The organism is Myroides odoratimimus (genome assembly GCF_030326305.1).
Classification (GTDB): Bacteria; Bacteroidota; Bacteroidia; order Flavobacteriales; family Flavobacteriaceae; genus Flavobacterium; species Flavobacterium odoratimimum_A.
The window spans coordinates 1-18,062 of sequence record NZ_JACAKB010000023.1 but is presented as its reverse complement, the minus strand read 5'-3'; the positions used below and the strand labels follow the sequence as shown (position 1 = coordinate 18,062).

24 protein-coding genes and 3 tRNA genes are annotated in these 18,062 nt (G+C 33.5%); 16 read left to right on the top strand and 11 right to left on the bottom strand.

The genetic code is table 11. The annotated features are described in order from the left end of the window. The 3 genes from HX049_RS14210 to HX049_RS14200 all read left to right on the top strand — a co-directional run bounded on the left by HX049_RS14210 (nt 1) and on the right by HX049_RS14200 (nt 2,032). A complete protein-coding gene (locus HX049_RS14210; RefSeq protein WP_225600333.1) occupies nt 1–402 on the top strand; it encodes an OsmC family protein in 402 nt (133 codons plus the stop codon). 80 nt (nt 403–482) lie between these two features. After that, complete coding sequence (locus HX049_RS14205) at nt 483–770, top strand: GNAT family N-acetyltransferase (protein WP_286416644.1); 288 nt, start codon at nt 483–485, stop codon at nt 768–770. Between the two features lie 206 nt (nt 771–976). Continuing rightward, on the top strand, nt 977–2,032 hold the full coding sequence (locus HX049_RS14200) for a hypothetical protein (RefSeq protein WP_286416643.1): 1,056 nt from the start codon (nt 977–979) through the stop codon (nt 2,030–2,032). Between the two features lie 105 nt (nt 2,033–2,137). Here the strand turns inward: HX049_RS14200 and HX049_RS14195 are convergent, their stop codons facing one another. Next, on the bottom strand, nt 2,138–3,397 hold the full coding sequence (locus tag HX049_RS14195) for an alpha/beta hydrolase family protein (RefSeq protein WP_286416642.1): 1,260 nt from the start codon (nt 3,395–3,397) through the stop codon (nt 2,138–2,140). A gap of 223 nt (nt 3,398–3,620) precedes the next feature. Between HX049_RS14195 and HX049_RS14190 the strand changes: the two genes are divergently transcribed. From HX049_RS14190 to HX049_RS14160, 7 genes are all read left to right on the top strand, one after another. Next, nucleotides 3,621–4,106: a hypothetical protein gene (locus tag HX049_RS14190; RefSeq protein ID WP_286416640.1), complete on the top strand. Its 486-nt coding sequence runs from the start codon at nt 3,621–3,623 to the stop codon at nt 4,104–4,106. A 20-nt stretch (nt 4,107–4,126) separates the two neighbouring features. Then, nucleotides 4,127–4,669, top strand: coding sequence for a HutD family protein (locus HX049_RS14185; RefSeq protein WP_286416638.1), 543 nt, complete (start codon nt 4,127–4,129; stop codon nt 4,667–4,669). 193 nt (nt 4,670–4,862) lie between these two features. Continuing rightward, nucleotides 4,863–5,279: a hypothetical protein gene (locus HX049_RS14180; RefSeq protein ID WP_006261670.1), complete on the top strand. Its 417-nt coding sequence runs from the start codon at nt 4,863–4,865 to the stop codon at nt 5,277–5,279. A 99-nt stretch (nt 5,280–5,378) separates the two neighbouring features. Continuing rightward, nucleotides 5,379–6,728, top strand: coding sequence for an SMI1/KNR4 family protein (locus HX049_RS14175; protein WP_286416636.1), 1,350 nt, complete (start codon nt 5,379–5,381; stop codon nt 6,726–6,728). Continuing rightward, the gene (locus tag HX049_RS14170) at nt 6,728–7,270 is read left to right on the top strand and encodes an RNA 2'-phosphotransferase (RefSeq protein ID WP_286416635.1); all 543 of its coding nucleotides are present in this window, start codon (nt 6,728–6,730) and stop codon (nt 7,268–7,270) included. Before HX049_RS14175 ends, HX049_RS14170 begins: the two co-directional genes overlap by 1 nt. Nucleotides 7,271–7,404: 134 nt before the next feature. Further along, a complete protein-coding gene (locus tag HX049_RS14165) occupies nt 7,405–8,163 on the top strand; it encodes a DUF2314 domain-containing protein (protein ID WP_286416633.1) in 759 nt (252 codons plus the stop codon). A gap of 181 nt (nt 8,164–8,344) precedes the next feature. Next, complete coding sequence (locus HX049_RS14160; protein ID WP_286416630.1) at nt 8,345–8,899, top strand: hypothetical protein; 555 nt, start codon at nt 8,345–8,347, stop codon at nt 8,897–8,899. A gap of 182 nt (nt 8,900–9,081) precedes the next feature. On the opposite strand, the gene HX049_RS14155 is transcribed toward HX049_RS14160, so the two are convergent. The 5 genes from HX049_RS14155 to HX049_RS14135 all read right to left on the bottom strand — a co-directional run bounded on the left by HX049_RS14155 (nt 9,082) and on the right by HX049_RS14135 (nt 12,493). Continuing rightward, nucleotides 9,082–9,582 (bottom strand): ClbS/DfsB family four-helix bundle protein, encoded by a 501-nt coding sequence (locus HX049_RS14155; RefSeq protein ID WP_286416628.1) that lies wholly within the window; start codon nt 9,580–9,582, stop codon nt 9,082–9,084. Between the two features lie 6 nt (nt 9,583–9,588). Next, nucleotides 9,589–10,134, bottom strand: coding sequence for an STM3941 family protein (locus tag HX049_RS14150; protein ID WP_286416627.1), 546 nt, complete (start codon nt 10,132–10,134; stop codon nt 9,589–9,591). A 4-nt stretch (nt 10,135–10,138) separates the two neighbouring features. Further along, nucleotides 10,139–11,266, bottom strand: coding sequence for a GNAT family N-acetyltransferase (locus tag HX049_RS14145; RefSeq protein WP_286416625.1), 1,128 nt, complete (start codon nt 11,264–11,266; stop codon nt 10,139–10,141). Nucleotides 11,267–11,342: 76 nt separating this feature from the next. Then, a complete protein-coding gene (locus HX049_RS14140; RefSeq protein WP_006258410.1) occupies nt 11,343–11,876 on the bottom strand; it encodes a GNAT family N-acetyltransferase in 534 nt (177 codons plus the stop codon). 8 nt (nt 11,877–11,884) lie between these two features. Further along, on the bottom strand, nt 11,885–12,493 hold the full coding sequence (locus HX049_RS14135) for a class I SAM-dependent methyltransferase (RefSeq protein WP_286416624.1): 609 nt from the start codon (nt 12,491–12,493) through the stop codon (nt 11,885–11,887). A gap of 864 nt (nt 12,494–13,357) precedes the next feature. On the opposite strand from HX049_RS14135, the gene HX049_RS14130 reads away from it, so the two are divergent. The 3 genes from HX049_RS14130 to HX049_RS14120 all read left to right on the top strand — a co-directional run bounded on the left by HX049_RS14130 (nt 13,358) and on the right by HX049_RS14120 (nt 13,639). Beyond that, nucleotides 13,358–13,441, top strand: a tRNA-Ser gene (locus tag HX049_RS14130). Between the two features lie 10 nt (nt 13,442–13,451). Continuing rightward, a tRNA-Pro gene (locus HX049_RS14125) sits at nt 13,452–13,526 on the top strand. A gap of 38 nt (nt 13,527–13,564) precedes the next feature. Then, nucleotides 13,565–13,639: transfer RNA gene (locus HX049_RS14120), tRNA-Pro, on the top strand. A 153-nt stretch (nt 13,640–13,792) separates the two neighbouring features. Here the strand turns inward: HX049_RS14120 and HX049_RS14115 are convergent. The 4 genes from HX049_RS14115 to HX049_RS14100 all read right to left on the bottom strand — a co-directional run bounded on the left by HX049_RS14115 (nt 13,793) and on the right by HX049_RS14100 (nt 15,798). Then, a complete protein-coding gene (locus HX049_RS14115; RefSeq protein WP_286416622.1) occupies nt 13,793–14,779 on the bottom strand; it encodes an ISAon1 family transposase in 987 nt (328 codons plus the stop codon). Beyond that, complete coding sequence (locus tag HX049_RS14110) at nt 14,766–15,119, bottom strand: ISAon1 family transposase N-terminal region protein (RefSeq protein WP_286416621.1); 354 nt, start codon at nt 15,117–15,119, stop codon at nt 14,766–14,768. Before HX049_RS14110 ends, HX049_RS14115 begins: the two co-directional genes overlap by 14 nt. Next, nucleotides 15,109–15,432 (bottom strand): transposase, encoded by a 324-nt coding sequence (locus HX049_RS14105; protein WP_286416701.1) that lies wholly within the window; start codon nt 15,430–15,432, stop codon nt 15,109–15,111. Before HX049_RS14105 ends, HX049_RS14110 begins: the two co-directional genes overlap by 11 nt. A gap of 174 nt (nt 15,433–15,606) precedes the next feature. Next, nucleotides 15,607–15,798 (bottom strand): DUF4372 domain-containing protein, encoded by a 192-nt coding sequence (locus HX049_RS14100; RefSeq protein ID WP_286416620.1) that lies wholly within the window; start codon nt 15,796–15,798, stop codon nt 15,607–15,609. Between the two features lie 293 nt (nt 15,799–16,091). Here HX049_RS14100 and HX049_RS14095 point away from each other — a divergent pair, with 293 nt between their 5' ends. From HX049_RS14095 to HX049_RS14085, 3 genes are all read left to right on the top strand, one after another. Then, nucleotides 16,092–16,271 carry a hypothetical protein gene (locus tag HX049_RS14095; protein ID WP_286416617.1) on the top strand — a complete coding sequence of 60 codons (180 nt, stop codon included), beginning with the start codon at nt 16,092–16,094 and terminating at the stop codon, nt 16,269–16,271. 289 nt (nt 16,272–16,560) lie between these two features. Beyond that, nucleotides 16,561–17,316 carry a hypothetical protein gene (locus tag HX049_RS14090; RefSeq protein ID WP_286416615.1) on the top strand — a complete coding sequence of 252 codons (756 nt, stop codon included), beginning with the start codon at nt 16,561–16,563 and terminating at the stop codon, nt 17,314–17,316. 152 nt (nt 17,317–17,468) lie between these two features. After that, a complete protein-coding gene (locus HX049_RS14085) occupies nt 17,469–17,627 on the top strand; it encodes a DUF4372 domain-containing protein (protein WP_286416614.1) in 159 nt (52 codons plus the stop codon). Between the two features lie 106 nt (nt 17,628–17,733). Here HX049_RS14085 and HX049_RS14080 read toward each other — a convergent pair whose 3' ends face one another. Continuing rightward, nucleotides 17,734–17,964 carry a transposase gene (locus tag HX049_RS14080; protein ID WP_286416612.1) on the bottom strand — a complete coding sequence of 77 codons (231 nt, stop codon included), beginning with the start codon at nt 17,962–17,964 and terminating at the stop codon, nt 17,734–17,736. Nucleotides 17,965–18,062 lie beyond the last annotated feature (98 nt).

Here is an 18,062-nt window from a genome sequence, read left to right as displayed (position 1 = left end):
ATGGACGTGATAGTAAAAGCCGTTTTAGGTACTGAATTATATTATACAGAGGTTACAGCTGGTAGTAATGTATTGATTACTGATGAGCCTGCTGATCTAGGTGGACAGAATAAAGGGTTTAACCCATTCGAAGTATTAGCTACTTCACTAGCGAGTTGTACAGCTGCTACACTGAGAATGTATATGGATAGAAAGAAGTGGGAAGCTGAGAAGATCGTGGTGGAAATAGAGATGACTAGAGATACTACAGGGACAAAGACTACTTTTAATAGAAAGGTGTCTTTCGAAGGTGCATCATTAGATGCTGATATGAAGAAGAGATTAGCGATTATCGCTGATAAATGTCCTGTACATAAGGTATTGACAGGAGAAGTGACTATAAATACAGAATTAGCGGTTTAGAGAACGAGAAACAGGGAACAGAAAACCGATAAGGAGTATTAAGAAAAAAGAAAAGTATTAACCAATAAAAGAAATATATTATGGAAATAAAACATGAAGCTCAAGAGACAAAAGGCACTTTCGTTGCTTATATAGACGGACAGCGCGCTGGAGATATGACTTATTCTGTAGCAGGTACAGATAAGATTATTATAGATCATACGGGAGTAGAAGAAGCATTTAATGGTAAAGGAGTAGGAAAGGCTATATTACTTGAAGGTGTAATTCCTTATGTAAGAGAAAAGAATTTAAAGGTATTGCCGTTATGTCCTTTTGCAGCAGCTATGTTTAAAAAGATGCATGCTGAGATAGGAGACGTATTAGTATAATTAAGAATTAAGTTTTTCTTATAGACAAGATGTACTTAGTGGTTATTGTGTGATATAAATCCGCGCCATCGGCATTACAACACTATGTGTAGGCAATTCTGATAACTGATAGCTGTCCACGGTAAACTAAATAAGTTTTGTGTGTTATACAAGTATGTCTATATTGTTTTTGCTACCTTTGCACAGAATTAAACGCTTTAAATCTTATGAACGAAAAAACATCTTTTGGGTTAATATCTACAATAGAAGTACCTTATGCATTAAGCGTAAAGGGGAGCTGTTGGAATAAAGAGGGACTGTTAATCGCAAATTATATTTATTCGAATGAAGGAGATACTAATACTTATGAGTTAGTATATACTATCATTGATAAAGATGGGAATACAAAAGAGGAGAAAGAGACTAGGGGAGTATTGCCTACTTTATTTTTAAGCCCTACTAAGGATAACTTTGTTTCTTTAGTAAGTGGAGAGGAAGAAGAGATGACTTCTTATGCAATATTTGATAAGAGTGTAAAAGGATTTAAAGGGAGCAAGTCATTTGATGGACGCTTTGTAGGATGTACAGTAGACCATTCTATTTTCTATAATGTAGATATCTGGAGCGAAAAAGCGGCAGATGTAATGAACGTTATAGCATTTAAAGAAGGTGTGCTAGTGGATGAAAAGAAAGTAGCTATTCCTTTTCCTAAAGATAATAAGATCTGTGTACGAAATGGAGAGATTCATATCATTACAGAGGTAGAGGATGGATGGCTTCACCGTCAGATAGATGAGAATGGAGAGGAACTGAGAAGAAGATTACTAGAGTTTGATTTTCCTTTTGTACACGAAGCGTTGACTTTGTCATTTGATGAGAAATCATATTTATTATGTGAGGAGAATGGTGAGATAGGTATCGTAGAGATAGATGCAGATGGAGAAGGGATGTACGGAGACCTATTTAATATCGGTGATGAGTTCTTTGGTACTTGGCATCCACAACGCGTAAGCGATGATACTAATGCAGTACAATTCACGACTGAGTTTGGAAATGGGTGGTTAGTGATTAAGAATGATGAACTAGTAGAGCTGTTCTATAACAAAAATAAAAAAGGATATCAAAACTTATTGACTAAGGAAGTGTTGTCTATTGATAATAATGATTTAGTATTATCAGGGATAAGTCCTATCACTGATGGTAAGATAGGCTTAGTATTCTATCCTCGTAAACAACGTAAAGAGACGTATAATAAAGCTTTCGTTTTGCAACACGAGATATAGTTTAATTAAGAATTAAGAATTTTCTGACTTAATGTACTTAATTTAAAGATATAATAAAGGTCACTAGCTTATGTTAGTGACCTTTATTGTTTTTGTGTTTATTTGCTATTGAGCAGGCATGTATTTATTGATAAACTTCACTAGTTCATCATTCTTCCATACGATTGCTTGAGTGTGTCCAGCACCTTCTACTAAGATAATCTCTACACTAGGCGAACCTAGGTCTTGTAAGCCTTTTACCATTTCTTGAGTCACGATAGCAGGTACATTAGTATCCGCTTGTCCTTGGATGACTAAGATAGGTTTGTCTATTTTCTTGGTTCCTGGCTGACTATCTTGTAAGAACTTTTGGATGACAGGGTCATTCTTAAACTTCTCATTATTAAGACCAGGGTAAGTCATTACTTTATTACTAGGATCTTCATTCATATACTTAATGATATCAGCCATAAATGCTTGACGTACTCCATCTAGACAGTCACCATTATCTCCATTATTTCCTTCTGCTAGTTTAGCAAAGCCTTTAGCTCTATCTTCAAATATCGCAGTATAGTCATAAGACGGAGTTTCTGCTTTAATACCTACTCCTGCTAGGGCAGCGTAAGCTAATAGCGTAGCATAAGATGTAACAGAGCTTCTCTTTTCTAAAGGTATAGGAGTAGGGCTAGCATTCTCCATAGCTTCTATTTTAGCAAGAGCTACTGGAGCTACTTCTAAAATAATCTTTCCTAAACTAGAAGCAGGTGCACCAGCTACAGCTCCTTTATAAGTAGTATCACTATTTGCTAACTCAGCTATACCTAGAGAAGCTTGACCACCTTGAGATTGTCCAGCAGACATCCAGTCTCCGTTAAAATCGTTAGTGTATTTATCTTTTACAGCTTTGATAGCATAAGTAGCAGACAGGGCTTCACTCTTTAGGTGTAAGTAAGGGTGTATACCTGGAGTACCTAGCCCTTCATAATCAGGAGCTACGATTACATATCCCTGAGCTAATAAGGCTTTAGCAGTTACTTTAAAGTTCTCTCCCAATGGGTTATTACTAGGAGCACAAGCATCTGCTACTCCTACTGTACCGTGAGCCCATACCACGATGCGGTAACCATCTTTTGGTTTAGGTGTTTTGGGATACATGATAAGAGCTGTGGCACTTTGACTCTTTCCGTTTAGATAAGGCATATTATAGGTCATTACTTTAATAGCCCCTGCTTCATCCAGCTTATCTAGACTATAGTCCTTTTCAGAGATAAAGTGTTCTTCTTGTGGCTTGTTTCCGTTGTCATCATTCTTGTTACAAGCTATTAATGATGTGAATATAAAGGTTGAGCACAGAATCGTACTCACCAAAAAACTTCTTTTTTTCATAATAGTTCACGAGTTTAAAAATTCGATATGTTTTAGTTATAGAACTAAATATAGAAAATAGTTTTTTATTGACAATAAAAGGCAGTGTGTTAAAGTCTAACAATGATAGTAATTACAATATATTTAAAGATTTGAATTATATATGATACGGTATAAGTGTTAAATTGACGTTTTGTTGCAATAAAAGAAGAGATGGAGAGTTATTTTAGATAAAATCTATATTATGAACAGAAGTATATTGATGCTATTATTAGGGACTATTCTGTTAGGTAGTTGTAATACAGCTAAGAAAGAAAGTACAAAGGATGAAATAGAATTAAGTGATGCAGATAAACAACAGGAGGTAAAATATGAGTTGGCTAAGGGGTATTTTGTAAAAAATACAGTGGAGAATGATAAAGTAGAAAGCCTTCGTATTACTTCACAAGATTATTTTGAGTCTTATTTTGGTACTGCAGCTACAATGGAAGAGCAGGGAGTACCAACGTCTATTGATTTTAAAAAATCATTTGTCTTAGCTTTAGTAGGTCAGCCTACAGATAAAGATACTTCTTTTGAAATAAAGGAATTAGTAGCGAAAGGAGATGTGTTAGAGTTGTCTTATACAATTAAACAAAGTCAAGAAAATAGAAGCTTTACTATACATCCATGTATTATCTTAGTGGTGGATAAAATCAATGAGAAAGATGTTCGTTTTATAGCAGAATAAAGAGTAAACTGTTTCTACGCATGACAATAGAAGTAATAAAAAAAGAAGAGATCACAACTAGTGTTTGGTCAGGAGGTAAGACGAATGAGTATGTGATATATCCTCGAGATGCTCAATATGCAGATAAGGATTTTATATTTAGAATAAGCAGCGCTACTATAGAAGCAGTTCCTTCTGAGTTTACTCGTTTTAATGGATATAGGAGATATCTGTCTATGCTAGAGGGGGATTTAAAGCTATATAGACAAGGGAAAGAGGAATATTATACTACTAATATTCTTTTCTCTTTTGGTTCTGAAGAAGACATTACCTCTTATTCCTTAGGTAAAGATTTCAATCTAATGTTACATCAATCTATAAAGGATGAGGTGGTACAGATTAGTTCTGGTGGGGTGACTACTAATGCTGTGTACCTATTTATATTTGCATTAGTGGATAGTATCGCAGTGGTTAATGATGTGTGTTATTCAATGCAACAATACGATTGTTTATTAATAATTAATGAAGAGTCTGATGATATATCTCTTACTTTAGATCAGAAAGCTATTATAGGATATTGGTAAGTATAGAGTACTAAAATAATAGATTAATATTTGTCTAATATTAATATTATATAGAATAAAGGTTAAAAAGTTTGATTTGTTTCTTTATTAGTGTGATTTTAATAATTTAGTTATGATTACTTAAGATTTGGATTACAATACAGTGTATTATATATAGTAACTTGGATTAAGATAACATTAAACTGAGTTGTATATGGAAATGTCTTATATCGTAGTGCCTTTAGTGGATTGTAATGAGAATGCTTTTAATCAAGAATTGAGTAAGTTATTTCCTTTTAGTAATATTGTTAGTGTGGTATGCCATCAGAAACAATTCCTAGTTGTATATAGAGATATCGATACTCTAGTCAACGGGGCAAAGGAAGTAAAAGAGGTATTTGCGTATGACAATGGGATAGAATCCTTCAGTAGAAGACATCCTTATCTAGATATAGCTGTTTTGCAAGTATTAGGAGAAGAAAAGAATTGTTTTTATGATGGATTTATCATGAAAAACAAGAAGAAAATAAAAGAACACAGTGGGATGCACAATGCTTATATCCCGATACTTCAATATTTTATGCCTGATTATGATGGGAGTGATTTAAGTATTTTTTCAAGTAATTTTTAAAATAGTTATTACCAATAGTATTATCGTTTAAGATACCTTTTTATGGCGATATAATTATCTGGTTAAATTCACTTTCTTTGTAGTAGGAAAAAGAAAATTATGAATGTACAGATAGAGAGAATAAAAGATAAGCTTAGTACGATTAAGGATTTTGATCAGGAATATCAAGTTTTTGGAGCAAGATCACATCAATATGGAATAGGAGAAGTAGTACGTCACACAGATATAAAACACTTTGAACAAGAGTATAATGTAGAGTTGCCAGAGGCTTATGTCGCTTTTCTTACTCAGGTAGGAAATGGAACTAATCAAGAAGATGCTTATGGGAGTAGTGCTGCAGGACCTTATTATGGTATATATCCTTTAGGGACGAATCTAATCGATGTATTTGTAGAGGATATTAAGAAGTCTATAGCACAAGCGTGTATTTTAGATCCTAAAATGACCAAGGAGGAATGGGAAGCATTAACTCTTGCTTTACAAGAAGACGATTTGTCTGATGAGGACTACTATGAGATTCAGAACAAACTATTTAGTGGTTTATTAGCCATCGGTACTCAAGGATGTGCTATCACTACCTGCCTTGTGATGAATGGGGAGCATCGCGGAAGAATAGTATATATAAATGAAGATTATCAACCAAGCTTCGCTTATGAAGTGCACTTCCTAGACTGGTATGAGCGATGGTTAGATGAGATTATATCAGGAGAATTAGTAAGTAAAGACGCTGGATGGTTTGGATATGCTAGAGGAGGAAGCAGTGAAGCGCTATGGGAGTCATTTAAGACCATTGAAGATAAAGAGGAGAAATTAGAATATCTAGTTGGTCTAATGCGAAAGAAAGAGATTAGTGAAGCTATTCTTCAAGAGATAGAATATGTTCTTTCTGAGAAGTGTGACGATGATATAAGGAGTTCTCTTACGATGATTTTGGCAAAAGTAGCGTTTACAAGAGCTATTCCTTTTATTAAAGAACTAATAGGTCAAAACTTTCTTGTCTCTTTAAAAACAATACATTGGTATGCAGAGGATAAGGCGTATTGGCTGCCGTTTATTACTCCATTAAGCGATACTATCAATGATGAGGAGACTTTTTGTTTTTATACCTATGTTGTGTCAAAAGCAACAGATGATTATGTTGATTATATATTAGCAGGGCTTCAATCTGCTAATCAGGCCATACGTGCAACAGCTATTTATACATTAGGAGAGGCTAAGAACAAGAAAGAATATCTAAATCAGTTTATCAAATGTTTATATGATGATGATAAGAGGGTCGTTTTATATGCTTTACAAGGGTTAGAGGAAGTAAACGATGAGAGATTGTTGTCGTGCTATAAAGTGGTGTATAAGAAGTATAAGGATAGTGAAGAAGAGAATTATATTATAGTGAATTTAGAACATAGACTTAAAGAGTTAGGGCTAAGTTTGGAAGAATTAGAAAGATAATGGACGAAAGTAGAAAGAAAAGTATAGGAAAGTTTTTAAGTCTAGTACTTAGACATGAACCGAGTAAAATAGGAATACAATTAGACGAGAATGGGTGGGCTGATGTAGAGGAGTTAATCAGTAAATGTGGTAAACATAGAGTTTTGTTTACCAAGAAAGAGTTAGACGAAATCGTAGAGACTAACAATAAGAAGAGGTATGCATATAGTACTGATGGTACTAGGATAAGAGCTAATCAAGGACACTCTATCGCTGTTGATCTAGAGTTTACACCTGTAGAGCCTCCGCAGTTTTTATACCATGGTACAGCAGATCGTTTCTTGAATAGCATAGAGGAAGAGGGGATTAAGAAGATGAGTAGACAACATGTACACTTAAGCCAAGATAAAAAAACGGCTATCAATGTAGGTTCTCGTCATGGTAGAGTAGTGGTGCTGACTATCTTAGCGGGTAAGATGAATGAAGAGGGAATAGAATTCTATCAATCAGCTAATGGGGTATGGCTAACAGATTATATCGATCCGAAGTATATCTCTAAATAAAGAGCATTAAAATTGTGTTAATGCATGGCTATACTTGTTTTGATTACTTGAATATGTAAAAGAGATAAGTATTTTTGCACAGTAGGTTATAGAGTTCTAGTAGCCTATTTTATTAAATAGATAAAACACTTATTATGGAAAAAGAGAACCCGATTTTTTATGCAAAAGGAGATGACCCTATCTTAATAGAGGCATATAAGAAAGCTCAAGATACCTTCAAATACTTTTGGAGAGAGTTGTCTTGGGAATATAGAAGAATAGTACCTGCTTTTGATATGGCTAGTGTTAAAGTGGCTTTCACACAAGAGGTAGAAGGAGAAGAAGAGCCTGTAGTAGAGCATATGTGGATCGGTGATGTAGACTTCGATGGAGATATTATCTATGGAGAGTTATTAAATCAACCTAATATGCTTACAAATATAGAAGAAGGAGAGCAAATAGGAGTAACTCTTGATCAGATTAGTGACTGGATGTTTATTAGTCAAGGTAAAGCTTTTGGAGGTTTTACTGTACAGGCTATGCGTTCTGTGATGACTGAAGAAGAGAGAAAAGAGCACGATGACGCTTGGGGATTAGAGTTCGGAGATTTTAATGATGTGGTTTATGTTTATGAACAAAAAGAACATCCTGAGAACCTTATAGAACACCCTATGAGTAAGAATATGAAAGAGAGTTTAGAGAAATTCTTAGATGAGAACTCTGATGAGGTAACGAATAAGGATGAGGCTGGATATACGTTCTTACACAAAGAGGTTATCTCAGGTAATCTTACAAGTGTTGAGGTATTATTGGCAAAAGGAGCTAATAAGAATGAACCAAATAATGAAGGTAAAACTCCAATAGACTATGCTAAACAGTTAAACTGGGAACATATCATCCCTGTATTAGGATAATCAGTTTTTAAATAAAAGTAGGAAAGCTCTAGTAAATAATACTAGGGCTTTTTTTGGGGTTAACGGTTGACAGTTTGTGGTTGACAGTGTATTGTACGGTTTTTAGTTGTAATATTTGGTATGTTTAGAGGGGGAGTATATTTCCATTTATGATTATATTTGAACATCAGTAATAATCAAAATGACACATAAAGAACTATATCAGATCGTATTAGCAACAGATATACACGTTAGGAGTCGTGTAGATACTTTAGCAGTTATTGGTAGTGATGAGGAGGTATTAAAGTTCTTGCTGAAGTATAGCTTCGAATACGATGATGCTATCCATGTGATGTCTACTGTATTGTTGCAAGATATTCTAGATAGGGATATCCTACGTTTAGAGCCTTATCTAGATACTTTTATAGATAATGTAGAGTTCATTACTAATGAATCAAGTAAACGTTTAATAAGTCGTATATGTTGGTTAGTCGCCAAAAGTAAGAAGCTAATCTGTACTTCTGTTCAAGAAAAAAAGCTAGTAGATGTCTCTCTACTGTGGCTGTCTAATGATTCTAAAGTAGCCTCAGAAGCTTTTGCGATGGATATTTTGATGTTATTAGGGCATCAGTATAAAGAGGATATGAAACTAATTAGCGAGGTGGTAGAGCTGAATTATCCTCATCGAACAGCTGCTTATCAGAATAAAGCGAAGAAGTTTATAGCTTATAGTTTACGGTTGACAGTTGCCAGTTGACGGTTTTTTTGCTGCTGTATTTGGTATCAAAAGAAGGGATATTACCTTATTTAAGTTGAAATATCTTATAGGCATTATTGTCTGTAAATGCACAGAGATAAGTTTTCGCAAAGTCAGGAGATTCTGCCAAGTATTATAAGTTTATAGTTGACGGTATTTAACTCAAAATAATATCAAGTAACTTATTTAATACCGTTTTTCTTCAGGAACTTTAATGCCCAGTCATAATGGCTAGAAGTAGCGGATACAAGATAGGCTCCTAATGAGGTGCTTCCTGTCCAATGATATCTCTTCTTCTCGAATAATTCTTCGTTACTATGTTGTTGAATGATTTGAAGTACAGAGTTATGAGATTCTTTAATCTTTTGAATACTGTCAAGTACACCCGTATTTTGATACTTTTGATTAATGGCAATATTTAATTCAGGAGTAGTCTTCCAGGTATACCCCTTAGCAGGCATAATTGGCTTATTTCCTGACATACCTACTTGATACCAAGACATAAACATATTGTGCCATTCGTACAGGTGCATAAGTACATCCCTCACATTTTTGTTGAGACTATCTTCTGTAAAATTGTCGTTTAAATGTTGGTTGTTTAAAGATTTAATCGTAGATATAAGTTTATTAAACAAATCATTAGACATTGTTATTAATTCTGTTTTATTAGTAGGTCTTGCCATGGTAGTTTATTTAAGCGTATTCTTATCTAGTTGTTGTTGAATAGCAATCGCCAATTCTACATCTGATACGTTAAGCATATTGGTATTAATGAATATAGAAGTACCATGTGTTTTTAAGTTAGCTTGCATTGATTTCTTTTTGATTATATTCTTTTGTCTGGCGATATATTCTTCAGGATTCTTTATATAGATCAATACAAACTTCTGACTCTGCATTTTATAGAGTTCAACAGAAGTAATATCCTGCCAAGGAATTAACCCATTGACAACAGCAGTGGCATTCTCAAGTATCCCTTGTTCATTAATGACAATACCTGGTTTATTACTAAATAATTTACTAATAAACATTATGGAAGCATATCCAAAGAATACTATAGCCAATACAGCTATAGCATAGGTCAGTTCTATAGAACCTAAGAAATATCTTCCCTTGTGATACAGACAGTTATAGAATACAAGTACTCCTGCTGCTACAAGTAATAAAGATCCTATAAGGTATAAACTTACTTTAATCTTGCTGATAGAATAAGTGATTGGTAGAATAGTATTCATAATGTTATAGCGTTAAAATGAATTGTTGCATCTCTCTCATTCTGTTTTTTAAAGGGCTAGGTTCTATGATAAAGTCATACGCATGGATAAAACCGAATTTATTAGGAATGCTTACGCTTGCCTCATTACCTTTCTCTACAGTATAAAGTATAGACGAGGTATTGATTTCTGACTTGGTTATCTCTATCAGTTTTTTAGTAATCTCAGTACCATATCCTTTGCCCTGTTTAGAGGCTTTAATCCAAAGCCCTATTTCTACAGATTCTTCATTGATATCACTTAACCCACAGCTTCCGATAAACTCATTGGTTTCTTTGTCTAATATTACTAATACTAAAGCTGTACCATTGGCGATTTCGATGCGAGAACGTCTGATGTATTCTTTTAACAAAGGTTGATTACCATTAGCATCAAAGCTTAAGAATCTCGTGATTTTAGGTGTTAGATTGGTTAAAAAGTCTTCTAGATGAGCATCTTCTACGATAACGTATTTTAGGTGTTCACTAGTCCACGTCTTATCAAGAGAAATATCATTTCTCTTTTGATCTTTTACCATTTTAACTACAGTGAGTATGTCGTATATCAGCCCTTGTTCTATATCATCACGAGCTACTAATTGTTCTAAGACGGGCTGATAAGCACATAAGACCTCTTTTGTATAATACCACGCATAGTCAAAGACTTTTTGCATATCTGTAGCAGCCCATATCATAGCATCTTGTTCTCTTGTTTCGAATTCAGGCCATAAGAACGAAGAATGGGTACTATATAGCTCTTGGATAGAAGGGATGTTATCAAATTCATTGCTATCTCTAAAAAGCTCCCATTGAAAGCCTATTGCCTTAGCAACTTTTAGGATAACACGCAATAACATATCTTGATTATAAGGCGTTTCTTTAAATAACTGAAATAAGCGTATTAATACAACAGGAGTAGTGGTAATCACTCCACCTTTGTGTTCTATATTATTCGCTAGAGAAAAAAGAGCATATCTACTGTCTCTAATATCACTGCTTATGGCCTGATCTAGCAACGGTGGCAAGTCATCTGCACGTCCGTTATAGTGTACTAAAAATTCCCAAGGAATGGTATTAAAGTCAATCTGTTCTAATTCTGTTATTTTATAACGCATAATCTATATTGTATTCAATTATTGAAAAAAAGTTCAAAAAACACTGTGCTCTTTGAACTTTTTAATTTCTTATTTATTACTTCTTTTTATTGTCCTTGCGGTACTGAAGCATATTAAGTATCTTCTCTTCACTTATGTTTCTCACGAAATCACTATGGTAAACATAACCTAATTTCTCAGCTATCTTAATACTTCCATGGTTATTCTTCTCTACGTTGTAGATTAGATAGTCCACTGTAAGGTTTTCGTTTACATAAGTTTCTAATGCAGTGATAAGTTCTTGTCCATATCCTTTGCCAAAAGCAGATTCTTTTAACCAGATACCAAGAGAGATAGACTCTTCATTTACATCGTGTATACCACAACATCCGATAAACTCTTTTGTCTCTTTATCTACTGCTACTAAAGTGATATCAGTACCTTGGTCTAATACACCCAAGCTATAATCAATAAAACCCTGTGTGTCTTCGATTTTACCTGTTGGTATAAAAGGTAAAAACTTAGCTACTGTAGGTGTTAACTCACGAAAAATATCTTCTTTAAAGCTATCGTTTACTACTAGGTAAGATAGTCTATCAGAAGAAAATTGGATATCTCTACTAAATCCCATATTTGTTATTATTTATTCTTTTTAAAATGGCAGTACACAAAGTTCTGCTTGGTGTCAAATGGCGTAATATGATCTTCATAAAAGCTGTCCTTTAGTGTAAAATAATCTTTAAATAGCTCATTTAGATCTTCTGTATTGTATTGAATAATCTCTAATCCACTACACTTGAGAGGTCCTTGTTTAGAGAACGTAGCGATAATAAGATTTTCTTTTACTGACTTGGCAACTAACTGTGTATAAGCTTGTGTTTCTTCAACTGTCAAAAAGTGAAATACAGCACGGTCATGCCACACATCGTATTGCTCAGTAGGGGTAAAGGTAGTGATATTACTCTCTATCCACTTCACTTGATGAGCCTTATCACCTAATCTCTTCTTAGCACGTTCTAGTGCTTCTCCAGAAATGTCTAACACTGTGATATCCGTATATCCCTTCTCTAGCAAGTAGTCAACTAAATTACTATCTCCACCACCGATATCGATAATCTTAGCGTCTTTAGAGATATTACTATTCTCTATTAGGCGAAGTGAGTTAATCGGTTTTATTTGTGTCCAACTTACCTGATCTGGTGTTTTAGTTTTATATACACCTTCCCAATGTTCTTTTATATTCTCCATGGCATTTAAAATAGTAAATAACAAAAGTAGTAATTCCTTAATCAAGAAGGAAACTGTCTTTTTGTTTTTTCGTGATGTCGTGAAACCGCTGTTCCTTGTTTTCTGTTCCTTAGCCGTAGGCGATTTCCCAGCGAAGTGGCTCCCTAGTAAGCGAAGTTAGACATTTTTCATTTAATCAAGAACTACAAGCCAATACTATACTTAACGAGAAAACTTAAGATAACTCGAGTAGAGAACCTAAGGGCAAGGAGAATTTTATATCTGAATGAAATGTCAGTGTGATGATGGTGTGTTAATGTACAGCTAGATGAGAGAATTTATATCCGATGTATTAGAGTAAAAACAAAAAAAGTCAGATAAGAGACTTACCTGACTTCAAATGATTAATTGAATTAGTTAGCGTGTATAGTTTTTATATCTATTAAATATGATCTATACTTAGATGTCCTGTATTAACTACTAATATCATAAAGATAGTAGTGGTGAACTGAACACTCTAATAACAAATATACGATTTATTTTGATTATTTATTGTCTAGAGGTTATTTAGATTCGTTATTGTTAGTCTGATGAAGTACTACGAGATTTATGATAAATGAAGATTATAAGGTGAGAGTCGGTAAGGGGAAAGATAGTTGAACACTAGAAAAGAGTTCTATTTTAAAGAATGATGAGATCTAACGGATTATTTATTTAAAAATATTAAAAAAATAATTTTAAAGTACTTTGCTCATTTATAATTAAATATGATTTTGGTTGAAGAAAATGATAGAAATACTAGCTTTTTTATCTTCTCGAAATTTGCAGAACTCAAAAACTCGTAGTATGTTTGCACCGCATTAGAGAAGTAATGATCTAAGCAACGGAGAGGTGCCGGAGTGGTAACGGAGCAGATTGCTAATCTGTCATCGGGTAACCGATGCCAGGGTTCGAGTCCCTGTCTCTCCGCTAAGTTTTTCGGGGTGTAGCGTAGCCCGGTCATCGCGCCTGCTTTGGGAGCAGGAGGTCGCAGGTTCGAATCCTGCCACCCCGACGAAATAACTTAGTTTAAAAAATATTAGATGACCAAATCGGGGTGTAGCGTAGCCCGGTCATCGCGCCTGCTTTGGGAGCAGGAGGTCGCAGGTTCGAATCCTGCCACCCCGACTAGAACAGAGTTATTCTGTGTCTAAATCCGTAAATATCAATTATTTACGGATTTTTTTGTTTTTAAACATTACAAAATAACCCATAATATAGGATCAATCCTAAAAGTTGTGTTTATGCATAGAGTTTGGGATCAGTGACAAAAGTTGGGGACTAGGCAAAAAGTCTAGTTAATCTAAAAAGAAAAAACTTCTTATCCCTAACACCTCTATACATCATACGGAAGTATTTAATTTTGGCATTAAATGATTCCGCAGAAGCATTTGTACTTCTATTAATAAAGTAATTGATAATTTCGTTATAGTGTACATTAAACGTCTTTAAAACAGTACTAAAGTGTTTGAGTGAAGCTTTTTCAATATCATTAAACCAATGAGCAAGCTTAGTCATAGCTATTTCTTTATCTATTTGTAGATTATATATCTGTCTAAGGTTATTAGCAAGTAGATAGGCTTGTTTAATCTCTGGGTATAATTCAAATAGTATCTTAGCTCTTTCTTGTTGGTCAGATGTCCAATTAATTTGGTTTTTATAAAGTAGAGAACGTGAGCGAACTAAAAGTTGCTTCTTAGTATCTCCATTACTAAGTATTTCAGGATTATATATAATGCCTTCTTCCTTAGCCTTTAAAACAGCAGTGTTCTCAGCGTCAAGCTCAGCCCATCTATATTTTATTCTAATATCTTGTACAGCTTCACTTACAAGCTTTTGTACATGAAAACGATCAATTACTTGCACAGCTTTAGGGAAGCACTTCTTAGCTATCTGTTTCATAGCCCCTGCCATATCTAAAGTAATCTCGGTAACTTTATCTCTAAGTTTTTTAGGTAGTTTAGATAGATGCTTTATTATAGTATCTGATTTTGTTCCTTTAACTATCGCTACAATGGTCTTTTTCTGACCTTTACCTGCTTTAGAAGTCAGTATAGTGTACAATTCTCCCATAGATAAACATACTTCATCTATGGACAGTTGTTCAGTTATATTTTCTGGGTAGAGTAGCCAGTCTTGTGCATGTTCTTGTTGATCCCATTGTTTGAAACCACTAGTTTTATGTTTGTATTGGCGTTGAAACTTCTCTCCTTTAACCCCAAATAATTCACCAATAGCCTTACAGCTAAGTACTTTAGTATCGGCCAATTTTTTTTAAGAACTCCGAGAACTCTGTAGTCATTCGTGTTCCTTCTGCGATGATATTCCAATCACGTGATATAATTTCTCCTGTTTGTTTATCTGTCCAACGACGACGTTGTACGTGTAGTTTAACTGATTTACCTCGTAACGGGAAGTCTTCAATAGTAATCATACTATGGAAACCTTTAGAAATAAGCTGTCTTTCAGGGCTCTGATTTCCGTAATCATTCTTCTCTTCAAAGTAGATATGTAGTTTGGTCTCTAATTCTTCTACTTTAGTAATATTGAAGTGTTCTACTAAGTAAGTAGGTAAGATTAGTTTTAGTATTTCTTGGCTATCCATCATAGCACAAAGATATTATTTTACACTTTCCTCCCCAACTTTTAACGTTGATCCAGAGTTTGCTGTCCCAAATGTTTAACAGGCTAAAATCGTTGTAAAAACAATCGGCTACTATAACGCTGCCCTTGAGTAAAGGAATGTCGTAAGCGCCTTTATTATCCGCTATTTTACCATCTGTTATGTTGATGTAAGCAGGTAAGTTACCATCAAAATCAAGTAGTGTATGCATTTTAACAGCTCCTTTGTTGGTCTTGTATTTTGCCCAATCGAAAATACTCAAGCATAGAGATATTGTGGTAGAGTCAAAAAGTAAGATTTTGGACTTGATACGGAACTTTATCTGCTTAAACTTAGGATGCTGTCCTAAACTTTGTAGTAACGTAAAATAATACTCTTTAAACAGCTCATGAGTTCTGTTTTTATTCTGATAACTTACTGATGATTTAGATGGGGCCTTATCTATACCAAGATGATTTAGATTTCCAGTAGCTCAGCGAAGCCCATTACTAATGTCTCGAACAGATTTACTACGGGCAAAATGGCAAAATAGCATAGATACTAAATGACTCCAACTATCAAAGCCTTTATTGTATTTATCAGTCTGCTTATCTTTTACAAGCTTCTTGAATTTTGAGCGATCAAGTTTTGCTATTATTTGAGAAAACAATGTTATATTTACCATCGAGAGAGTGTTTTTTGGGTGTCCAACTCAAAGATAATTTGAGATCCTTAATTTACTCTCTTTTTTTGTACCTTCTTTTAAACGTTTAGGACGCTATTGTTTTAAATTTAGAAGAAGATTTTAATGATATTCGAAAATTTGCAATTGATAATGAAATTAACTTAGGTGTTTTTGTTCCTCATCATGGTATAAACTCTACTTCAAAACATTTAATAGAAAACAAAGAAGATGATCTTGAGGAGCAATTGTTTTCTAATCCAAGATTTAATGATGGTTATCAAAGAGATATCAGTTTGTTTTTACAACTAAATAAGGAAATGAGTTTTGAGGATTTTAAAACTGATTATCAAAGTAGAATAGAGGAATTCAGTTATGATTATCGCACAGATAATGCAGGGTATCCTTTTCTTAGAAATCTAGCACATATTTATTTTAAGACACCTTATTTCCCTGATAAATGGAGAAAGATTTAAGATAGAAATAAACTAGATTTACATGTATAAAAAAAATCAAATATAAAGTCATTATACACCTATGAATAAAACCTTTCAAGACATACTTATAGACAGACCGCTTTAACTATATTACATGAATTTAGTCATGTAATAGATATTGTATCAGGAGCTAGACAAAAGTGGTTTAATGCTTATGGAAAAGAGGCTTCATAAGCTATTACTGAAGTAAAAGCTTATGAATTGGAGCAAATATGGGGAGGTATTATAAATTATAATACCACTTATTTAAATTTTAAAAAACAGTTTGATGATAATAATTGGAGTTTTTAAAATGAATAAAATGTTTATTTTAGTAATCACTGTGTTTACTATTTTTACGGGATACTCACAAAAAAAAAATGAAGGAGCTATAGAGTTAAGTATATTAAAAGATACTATTACTAATAATAGCTTAATCACAGTTGAGTTTTATAATAATAGTGATACAGCATATTACTTTCCAATAGATACATCTATAGATCGATTTATTTGGAACAATAGTTTTCTTAAACACGGAGAGAAAACACTTACGATGGGGAAATTTTCAATTAAAGAAAATTTTTTAGATAAGAATTTGCAATCATGTGAGATGGTTACTATGGAGTTGATTCACTGTTTTACAAAACAGACAAATATTAGCAATGCAATATTAAAGGATGAAATAAATTCAGTCAATATTGACTTTGTTTTTTTAGCACCCAAAGCTTATGCTAGATTGACAGTTCCTGTTCAGTTTGTTAAAAATTATTTTCATATATGTGATATTCATACTTTAAATAATATTTCTTCTCTAGAATATTTACAATATACTTATAAGGTAATTGAGGATGAGGTTAATAATTTAAAGATAATGGTAAAAGGAAAACAATTAGAGAGTTATTATAATGATTTAAATTGGGAAGGGCTTACATATAAACTTTATATAGGGGAAATTAAAAGTAATATAGTACCTATTAAATGGGAAAGAAGTAAGGAATTATTAGATGGTGATTATGATGTAGTTCTTAAGGAAAAATACAAATAATTTTAGATACAGAGTCTAATTTTAAAAACTAATTTAATTGAAGATAGTATTTAGAAAACATTGTTGTCCGGTAAAAATATGTTGTAAAAAAGAAGCCAGCATGCTGGCTTCTAAAAAGTTATCGTAGTTTAGTCTTGCAAACAATAAACACGATGAGTAAAAGTACATATTTTTCTAGTAAATCCGTATTCGGACAGCTGATTTCTTTAATAAATACAGAGATTATCAAATCAACAGTAGTCAAAGCCAACTCTGATTATTACGTAAAGAAGTTTAAATCCAAAGACCATCTAATAAGTATGCTTTTTTGATATTTACTATAAAAGTAATCTACCAGATCTTTTTTGGATCGGATGTCCCAAACTTTTTTTAGCAGTTCACGTTGAACTTCTAATTCTATTTCTATTTCTTTATCACTTAGCAGTTTACGAAGAATCTTATTCTCTTGCTCTGCTTTTTAAGTTCTTTTGATTTGTCAGAAACAGCAGGTCTTAATCCTGATTCTCCTTGAGAATCGAATTTCTTCTTCCATGAGTAGAAAGTACCTGTACTTAAACTGTGTTTACGACAAGTTTCTATTGCCCCATTTTCTTCTGCTTCTTGTAAAATTGATAGCTTCTCAGATAAGCTCCATTTCTTGTATTTCATAAGTTCAAAGTTATGTAATTAATTTCTAAGTACACGACAAAAAACTAAAGCAATTGATATTTAAAGGGTTGTGTCCATTTTTAGAGAGTAATAATCTT

What these genes read in the sequence shown, in the direction of transcription:
- HX049_RS14210 (WP_225600333.1), top strand. Translation starts at nt 1, where the DNA reads ATGGACGTGATAGTAAAAGCCGTTTTAGGTACTGAATTATATTATACA.
- HX049_RS14205 (WP_286416644.1), top strand. Translation starts at nt 483, where the DNA reads ATGGAAATAAAACATGAAGCTCAAGAGACAAAAGGCACTTTCGTTGCT.
- HX049_RS14200 (WP_286416643.1), top strand. Translation starts at nt 977, where the DNA reads ATGAACGAAAAAACATCTTTTGGGTTAATATCTACAATAGAAGTACCT.
- HX049_RS14195 (WP_286416642.1), bottom strand. Translation starts at nt 3,397, where the DNA reads ATGAAAAAAAGAAGTTTTTTGGTGAGTACGATTCTGTGCTCAACCTTT.
- HX049_RS14190 (WP_286416640.1), top strand. Translation starts at nt 3,621, where the DNA reads ATGAACAGAAGTATATTGATGCTATTATTAGGGACTATTCTGTTAGGT.
- HX049_RS14185 (WP_286416638.1), top strand. Translation starts at nt 4,127, where the DNA reads ATGACAATAGAAGTAATAAAAAAAGAAGAGATCACAACTAGTGTTTGG.
- HX049_RS14180 (WP_006261670.1), top strand. Translation starts at nt 4,863, where the DNA reads ATGGAAATGTCTTATATCGTAGTGCCTTTAGTGGATTGTAATGAGAAT.
- HX049_RS14175 (WP_286416636.1), top strand. Translation starts at nt 5,379, where the DNA reads ATGAATGTACAGATAGAGAGAATAAAAGATAAGCTTAGTACGATTAAG.
- HX049_RS14170 (WP_286416635.1), top strand. Translation starts at nt 6,728, where the DNA reads ATGGACGAAAGTAGAAAGAAAAGTATAGGAAAGTTTTTAAGTCTAGTA.
- HX049_RS14165 (WP_286416633.1), top strand. Translation starts at nt 7,405, where the DNA reads ATGGAAAAAGAGAACCCGATTTTTTATGCAAAAGGAGATGACCCTATC.
- HX049_RS14160 (WP_286416630.1), top strand. Translation starts at nt 8,345, where the DNA reads ATGACACATAAAGAACTATATCAGATCGTATTAGCAACAGATATACAC.
- HX049_RS14155 (WP_286416628.1), bottom strand. Translation starts at nt 9,582, where the DNA reads ATGGCAAGACCTACTAATAAAACAGAATTAATAACAATGTCTAATGAT.
- HX049_RS14150 (WP_286416627.1), bottom strand. Translation starts at nt 10,134, where the DNA reads ATGAATACTATTCTACCAATCACTTATTCTATCAGCAAGATTAAAGTA.
- HX049_RS14145 (WP_286416625.1), bottom strand. Translation starts at nt 11,266, where the DNA reads ATGCGTTATAAAATAACAGAATTAGAACAGATTGACTTTAATACCATT.
- HX049_RS14140 (WP_006258410.1), bottom strand. Translation starts at nt 11,876, where the DNA reads ATGGGATTTAGTAGAGATATCCAATTTTCTTCTGATAGACTATCTTAC.
- HX049_RS14135 (WP_286416624.1), bottom strand. Translation starts at nt 12,493, where the DNA reads ATGGAGAATATAAAAGAACATTGGGAAGGTGTATATAAAACTAAAACA.
- HX049_RS14110 (WP_286416621.1), bottom strand. Translation starts at nt 15,119, where the DNA reads ATGATGGATAGCCAAGAAATACTAAAACTAATCTTACCTACTTACTTA.
- HX049_RS14100 (WP_286416620.1), bottom strand. Translation starts at nt 15,798, where the DNA reads ATGGTAAATATAACATTGTTTTCTCAAATAATAGCAAAACTTGATCGC.
- HX049_RS14090 (WP_286416615.1), top strand. Translation starts at nt 16,561, where the DNA reads ATGATAATAATTGGAGTTTTTAAAATGAATAAAATGTTTATTTTAGTA.
- HX049_RS14085 (WP_286416614.1), top strand. Translation starts at nt 17,469, where the DNA reads ATGAGTAAAAGTACATATTTTTCTAGTAAATCCGTATTCGGACAGCTG.
- HX049_RS14080 (WP_286416612.1), bottom strand. Translation starts at nt 17,964, where the DNA reads ATGAAATACAAGAAATGGAGCTTATCTGAGAAGCTATCAATTTTACAA.